Raw genomic sequence first — 6,392 nt, 5'->3', positions numbered from 1 at the left:
CCACCAGCCTGGTCCTGGCGGATGCGGCCAAGGCCCCCGCCCGCCCGACCATCATCGACGGCGCGCGCTGGTCCTGCGAGGGCTCGGCCTGCACCGCCTCGGGCGGCACGGAACAGCCGGCGACGCGCGCCTGCCGCCGCGTGGTGCAGAAGTTCGGCCCGGTGACGGCCTTCTCCTACAAGGGCAAGACGCTCAGCGCCGAAGAACTGGCCGCCTGCAACACCTGATCCAGGCGTGGGGGGGCTTAGGCCGCCTCGCCTTTCAGGCGCCGCTGGATGGTCTCGCGACCGATCAGCGGCGCCAGGGCCGCCATGTCCGGCCCATGGGCCTGGCCCGTCAGCGCCAGCCGCAAGGGCATGAACAGGGCCTTGCCCTTGGCGCCCGTCTCGGCCTTGACGGCGTTCGTCCAAGCGGACCAGGCCGTCTCATCAATGACCTCGGGCAACAGGCCGGCGGCGGCCTCGATGAAGGCGGCGTCCTCGATGACGGGCTGGATCGGCCCCCGCACGACCTTCGCCATTTCAACCACATCGGCGAACTTGTTCAGATTGCCCCGCACCACGGACCAGAAGGTCTCGCCTAGATCCGCGTCCAGAGCCTGCAGCCGGGGTTGAGCCGAAGCATAGTCCATGACGTGCAGCGCCTGGGCGTTCAGCCGGTCCAGATCGGCCGTGTCATACCGAGCCGGCGACCGGCCCATCTTGGTGAAGGCAAAGCTCTCGCCCAGGGCCTGAACCGATGCGGCGACCTCCAAGGGGTCGGAGGTGCCGATCCGGCCCAGATGGCTGGTGATGGCGATCGGCTCGTAACCCTGGTCGCGCATGTCGCTGATCGACAGGGAGCCCAACCGTTTCGACAGGGCCGCGCCGTCGGCGCCGACCAGCAGGGGCATGTGGGCGAAGCCGGGAACCGTCGCCCCCAGGGCTTCGAAAATCTCGATCTGGGCGCCGGTGTTGGTGACGTGATCCTCGCCCCGGATGATGTGGGTGATCGCCATGTCGATGTCGTCCACCACAGACGGCAGGGTGTAGAGGAACAGGCCGTCCTCGCGGATCAGAACCGGGTCGGACATGGAGGCGGTGTCGACCTCGGCGTGGCCGCGCGCGAGGTCTTCCCAGGCGACCCGCTTGCCCTCCAGCTTGAACCGCCAATGGGGACGACGGCCCTCGGCCTCATAGGCCGCCTTCTGCGCGTCGGTGAGGTCCAGCGCGGCGCGGTCGTAGATGGGCGGCAGGCCGCGCGACAGCTGCACCTTGCGACGGCGGTCGAGTTCGTCGGCCGTCTCATAGGCGGGATAGAGCCGGCCCGACGCCTTGAGCCTGGCGGCGGCCTCCTCATAGCGGTCGAAGCGCTTGGATTGGTTATAGCGCTCGTCCCAGGTCAGCCCCAGCCAGGTCAGATCGTCCTCGATCCCCTGCTCGAACTCCGGCGTGGAGCGCGCCAGGTCGGTGTCGTCGATCCGCAGCACGAAGGATCCGCCCTGCCCCTTCGCGAACAGCCAGTTCACCAGGGCGGTGCGGACATTGCCGACGTGCAGCTTACCCGTCGGCGACGGGGCGAAACGAACCTTGACGGACATGAAGACCTAGACCTCAAAAGCGAGGCGGCTAGGTCGCGCCGCAACCCCGCGAAGTCAAGGCTTGGGTCCCTCGAACTTCAGTCGTCCCGGTGAACCCGCTCGCGGCGTTCGTGGCGCTCCTGCGCCTCGACCGACAGGGTCGCGGTGGGGCGGGCCTCCAGACGCCCCAAGCCAATGGGTTCGCCGGTGTCTTCGCAATAGCCGTAGGAGCCGTCCTCGATCCGCCGCAGGGCGTCGTCGATCTTGGAGATCAGCTTGCGCTGCCGATCGCGGGTCCGCAGTTCCAGGGCGCGATCCGACTCCGAAGAGGCGCGATCAACCAGATCGGGATGGTTTTCCGTCTCCGCCTTCAGGTTGACGACCGTCCCCTTGGACTCGCGAAGGATTTCATCCTTCCAGTCCAGCAGCTTCTTTTTGAAGTAAGCCAGTTGCCGCTCATTCATGAACGGCTCGTCGTCCGACGGGCGGTAAGGACCGGTTTCGTCGGACACAACGGACGCCAAGGCGCTCATCCCACTCACGCTCTCTAATCACGCCCCCCTGTGGCGTAGGGGCCGTATAGTCAGCCCGACGAGTCGCGGCAACGGCGTTCGCGATTCCGTGATCATGATTCCGTGAGCGCCTTGATGAAATAGGAACCCAGCTAAGGCCCCGTCCTCGATCTTGAAAAGCCGAAGCTTTTACGATCAAGCCTCGCCGCGACGCAGTTCGGCCTTGGCCAGTTCCACAGCGGCGCGCAGGTCGATCTGATCCAGCACGGCGTTCAACCCCGCATCCCCGCCATCGGGGCGCTCTTCGCGCAGATTGCGGGCCAGCCGTTCCAACAAGGCGGGATCGCCCTCGCCGGACAACAGAGCCAGTTTCATCTCGTCGAGCCGGTCCAAAAGCCCTGCGCCCCGCTTGATGGCGCGCCGACGTTTTTCCAGCGGCCCCTCCACGCCTTGGAGAGCCATCAGGGCCGAGACGTCGGCGACGCTCGTCGGTGCGGCGGCGGCTGAAGCGGCGGTGGGCGCCGACGCCCCGCCGGCTTGACCGAGCGAAAAGCCGCTGGCCGAGCGAGCGGACTTGCCGCTGGTCGGGGCTTGGGGGCCCGTGGTCCCTGTGACCTTCATCCGCGCATGCTCCGGCTCATGATCCCATCCTTGAGGAACGGAGTGACCGTTTGGTTAACAGCTGGGCAGAATCTGCCCTCACCATCCACCCGCAAGCCGCCACACCACCATATTTTCAACAGCTTAGATCACGGCACGATCCTGGCATAAGGTATCAGAAGAAGCCTCAGAGACGTCCGACCCATGCAGAATCTGCTCGCCCGCCTCGTCACGCCCTTGGCCGTCCTGGCCCTGGGCGTCAGCGCGTCCGCGGCCGCAGCCCAGTCGCGGATCAAGGACATCGCCGCCGTTGAAGGCGTTCGCGGCAACCAACTGGTCGGCTACGGCATGGTCATGGGTTTGAACGGCACCGGCGATTCGCTGCGCAACTGTCCCTTCACCCGGCAGTCGCTGGAAGGCATGACCGAGCGGCTCGGGGTCAATATCCGCGGCGCAAACGCCAACACCAAGAATATGGCCGCAGTCATGGTCACGGCCGAACTGCCGGCCTTCGCCACGCCGGGTTCGCGCATTGACGTCAACGTCTCCTCCATGTGCGACGCCAAGAGCCTGCTGGGCGGATCTCTGGTCGTGACCAGCCTTCAGGGCGCGGACGGCCAGGTCTATGCGGTGGCCCAGGGCTCGGTCCAGACGGGCGCCGTCTCGGCCTCCGGAGGATCAGGTTCTTCGGTGACGCGGGGGGTGCCGACAGCCGGCCGGATCGCCTCGGGCGCCTCTGTCGAGCGCGAGACAGGCTTCGAAATGGCCAATATGAACGAGGTCCGGCTGAATCTGCGCAATCCGGATTTCACCACCGCCCAGCGCGTCGCCGCCGCCGTCAACGCCGCCTTCCCCGGAACCGCCCTGGCCGAGAACGGAACGGTCGTGGCCCTGCGGGCGCCCGGACAGATGGGTATGGCCGGCTTCATCAGCCGTGTGGAAAACCTGCCCGTCACCGTCGATTCACCCGCCAAGGTCATCATCGACGAGGTGAACGGCGTCATCGTCATGGGCGATGCGGTGCGGATCTCGCGGGTGGCCATCGCCCAGGGCAATCTGACCATCTCGGTCGATGAACAGCCCTTTGTCAGCCAGCCCGCCCCCTTCAGCCAGGGACAGACGGCGGTCGTGCCCAGCACCCAGGTCAATGTCGAAGAAGATCTGGGCACCCAGATGCGGCTCGTTGGCGGCGGAACCAGCCTGTCCACCCTGGTGAACGGCCTGAACGCCCTGGGGGTCAGCCCCAGGGACATGATCAGCATCCTGCAGGCGATCAAGGCGTCCGGCGCCTTGCAGGCCGAGATCGAGGTGATGTGAGCATGACGGACCTGTCCGCCCCCGCCGAACTGATCCGGCCCCTGCCCGCCGCTGCGACGGCCGCAGCCGGCGCGAGCCGTGAGAAGATCAAGGCCACGGCGGAAGCCTTCGAGGCCAGCTTCCTGTCTCAGATGCTGAAACCGATGTTCGAAGGCCTGTCGACCGACGGCCTGTTCGGCGGCGGTCAGGGCGAGGCGACCTGGCGCAGTTTTCTGCTGGACGAAATGGCCAAGAAGACCGTGGCCGCCGGCGGGATCGGCCTAGCCGGGCCGGTGATGAACGAAATGCTGAAGATGCAGGAGGCGCGGCCATGAGCGACGCTGAACTGGCCGGGGCGCGCGTGCGCCAACTGCTGGATCTGACGCGGCGCCTGACCGAGCGTTTGGCGGCCGAGACGCGCGCCTTCCAAGAGGGGCGCCCCCAGGAGGTCGCCAAGGGATTGGCCGAAACCCAGGAGATGGCCAACCTCTATCGCCGCGACTCCGCCCATGTGAAGGCCAACCCCGCCCTTCTGGCCGACGCGCCTTCGGCTGATCGGTCCGCTCTGATCGAGGCCACCCGCGCCTTCGACGCCGTCCTGGCCCGTCACGCCGGCGCTGTTGAGGCCGCCCGCCGTATTTCCGAGGGCCTGGTGCGGGCCATCGCCCATGAGGTCGCAGCCGCCCGAACGCCGGCCGCCGCCTATGCCGCCGATGGGCGGGCGGCCATGGGCGACGGACGCGCGGTGGCGTTCAACCGCAAGGCTTAAGCGACATTTTTTGAGTTCTGCGGACGTCGTTCCCGCCGTGTTGCCGGTTTTTTAAGCGACAGGCGTCACAGTCGCCCCATGCCGATCACCACGCGCCTTTTGGGACTTGCCTTTGCGTCCGCCGACGCCCTGGTGGAAATCGACGCCCAAGGGCGCGTCGGCTTCGCCCTGGGCGCGGGCCCCGCTGCGGGACAGGACGTCGGCGCCCTGTGGACCGGCAAACCCCTGACCGAACTGCTTCATCAGGGCGATCATGTCCTCCAGACGCTGATGAACAGCAAAGCGGGCGCCCGCAGCGCGCCCCTGCAGATTCTTCTGACCGCCGGCGCCGACCGAGTGCGACGCGCTTCGATCCGCGCCTTCGTCCTGCCCCAGCTGGCGCCCGCGATATCCTGCGCCATCGCCTATGAGGGTCCGGCCATCCCGCTGGGCGAACTGGACGTTCCGCCGCTGATCGACGCCGAACGCTTCCTGATCGACGCGCCCCGCATCATCGACAATTCGCGCGATCTGGCGTTCGGCTTCCTGGACGTTCACGGCCTGGAGCAGCTGCCGGAGGCGCTGGCGGACCGGGTTCAACGCCGGATCGAGGCCACGCTTCAGTCGGCCGCCGTTCACGGATCCTCCGCCGCCCAGATCACCCAGGAGCGTTTCGCCCTCTTGCGGCCGGAAACCGACAAACGCGACCTGGCGGCGGAAGTGGTCGAGGCCGGACGAGCGGAGGGCGCCGAACTGGCCGCCGAGAGTTTCACCGCCCCCGTTCCCCAGGGCGCGGACAGCCTGTGCGTGCTGCGCGCCATGCGTTTCGCCATTGAGGGATGTCTGAAGGACGGCGGCCTGGCCAATCCTCAGATCGCCTTCACCGAGTCCCTGAAGCGGACCTTCCGCGACGCCGAGGCGTTCCGCGGCGTGGTCAAGGCTCGAGACTTCCAGGTCCACTACCAACCGATCGTCCGACTGGACTCGCGGGCGGTGCACCATTTCGAGGCCCTGGCGCGGTTCAATACCCCCAACGGCCCGGCCGAAGCCATCCGCATGGCCGAGGAGCTTAAACTGATCGAGGCCTTCGACCTGGCCGTGGCTGAAAAGGTCCTGAAGCGGATGCGGGCGCCCGGCGCCGGCCTGCTGAAGATGGCGATCAATGTGTCGGGGGCGTCGCTGGGTGATGACACCTATGTCGAGAACCTGCTGAAGATGACCTCCGGCTCCCCCGAGGAGCGCAAGCGGCTGATCGTGGAGGTGACCGAAACCTCAGCCCTGGCGGATCTGGAGGCGGCGAACAGACGCCTGGCCGCCCTGCGCGAGACGGGCATCAAGGTCTGCATCGACGACTTCGGCGCCGGCGCGACCTCCTATGACTATGTCCGCAAACTGCCGGTGGACGCGGTCAAGATCGACGGCGATCTGGTCGGGGGGCTGGGCGATCCCATGACGCAGGGCCTGATCCGCGGGTTCGTCGATCTGTGCCGGTCGATGAAGCTGGAGACCATCGCCGAAATGATCGAGACCGACCAGGTCGCCGATCAGTTGAAGGCCCTGGGAGTCGAATACGGCCAAGGCTGGCTGTTCGGCCGGGCCGAGGCCGAGCCGCGGACCCAGCTGGCCAGCGCGGCGCCGATCCGACGTCGCGGCGCGGTCGAAGCCTGGGGCTGACGAC

General features: G+C 67.2%; 8 protein-coding genes. 5 read left to right on the top strand and 3 right to left on the bottom strand.

The genetic code is table 11. The features are described from left to right. Positions 1–227: DUF8200 family protein (locus AC07XS_RS13545; RefSeq protein ID WP_182714848.1), on the top strand; the 227-nt coding region annotated here is incomplete at its 5' end. Between the two features lie 17 nt (positions 228–244). On the opposite strand, the gene gltX is transcribed toward AC07XS_RS13545, so the two are convergent. From gltX to AC07XS_RS13530, 3 genes are all read right to left on the bottom strand, one after another. Continuing rightward, positions 245–1,579, bottom strand: coding sequence for a glutamate--tRNA ligase (gene gltX, locus AC07XS_RS13540; RefSeq protein ID WP_182714849.1), 1,335 nt, complete (start codon positions 1,577–1,579; stop codon positions 245–247). A 77-nt stretch (positions 1,580–1,656) separates the two neighbouring features. Continuing rightward, entirely contained in the window at positions 1,657–2,091 is a 435-nt protein-coding gene (gene dksA, locus AC07XS_RS13535; RefSeq protein WP_054766213.1) for an RNA polymerase-binding protein DksA, read from the bottom strand. Positions 2,092–2,265: 174 nt separating this feature from the next. Further along, positions 2,266–2,691: a flagellar assembly protein FliX gene (locus AC07XS_RS13530; protein WP_054766214.1), complete on the bottom strand. Its 426-nt coding sequence runs from the start codon at positions 2,689–2,691 to the stop codon at positions 2,266–2,268. 183 nt (positions 2,692–2,874) lie between these two features. Here AC07XS_RS13530 and AC07XS_RS13525 point away from each other — a divergent pair, with 183 nt between their 5' ends. The 4 genes from AC07XS_RS13525 to AC07XS_RS13510 all read left to right on the top strand — a co-directional run bounded on the left by AC07XS_RS13525 (position 2,875) and on the right by AC07XS_RS13510 (position 6,388). Then, complete coding sequence (locus AC07XS_RS13525; protein ID WP_054766215.1) at positions 2,875–3,987, top strand: flagellar basal body P-ring protein FlgI; 1,113 nt, start codon at positions 2,875–2,877, stop codon at positions 3,985–3,987. A 2-nt stretch (positions 3,988–3,989) separates the two neighbouring features. After that, a complete protein-coding gene (locus tag AC07XS_RS13520) occupies positions 3,990–4,301 on the top strand; it encodes a rod-binding protein (protein ID WP_054766216.1) in 312 nt (103 codons plus the stop codon). Next, a complete protein-coding gene (locus AC07XS_RS13515; protein WP_152950682.1) occupies positions 4,298–4,735 on the top strand; it encodes a flagellar basal-body protein FlbY in 438 nt (145 codons plus the stop codon). Before AC07XS_RS13520 ends, AC07XS_RS13515 begins: the two co-directional genes overlap by 4 nt. 78 nt (positions 4,736–4,813) lie before the next feature. After that, a complete protein-coding gene (locus AC07XS_RS13510; protein ID WP_182714850.1) occupies positions 4,814–6,388 on the top strand; it encodes an EAL domain-containing protein in 1,575 nt (524 codons plus the stop codon). Positions 6,389–6,392: the final 4 nt, after the last annotated feature.

It is taken from the genome of Brevundimonas sp. GW456-12-10-14-LB3, from assembly GCF_059424365.1.
This window is presented reverse-complemented; position numbering and strand designations above follow the sequence as displayed.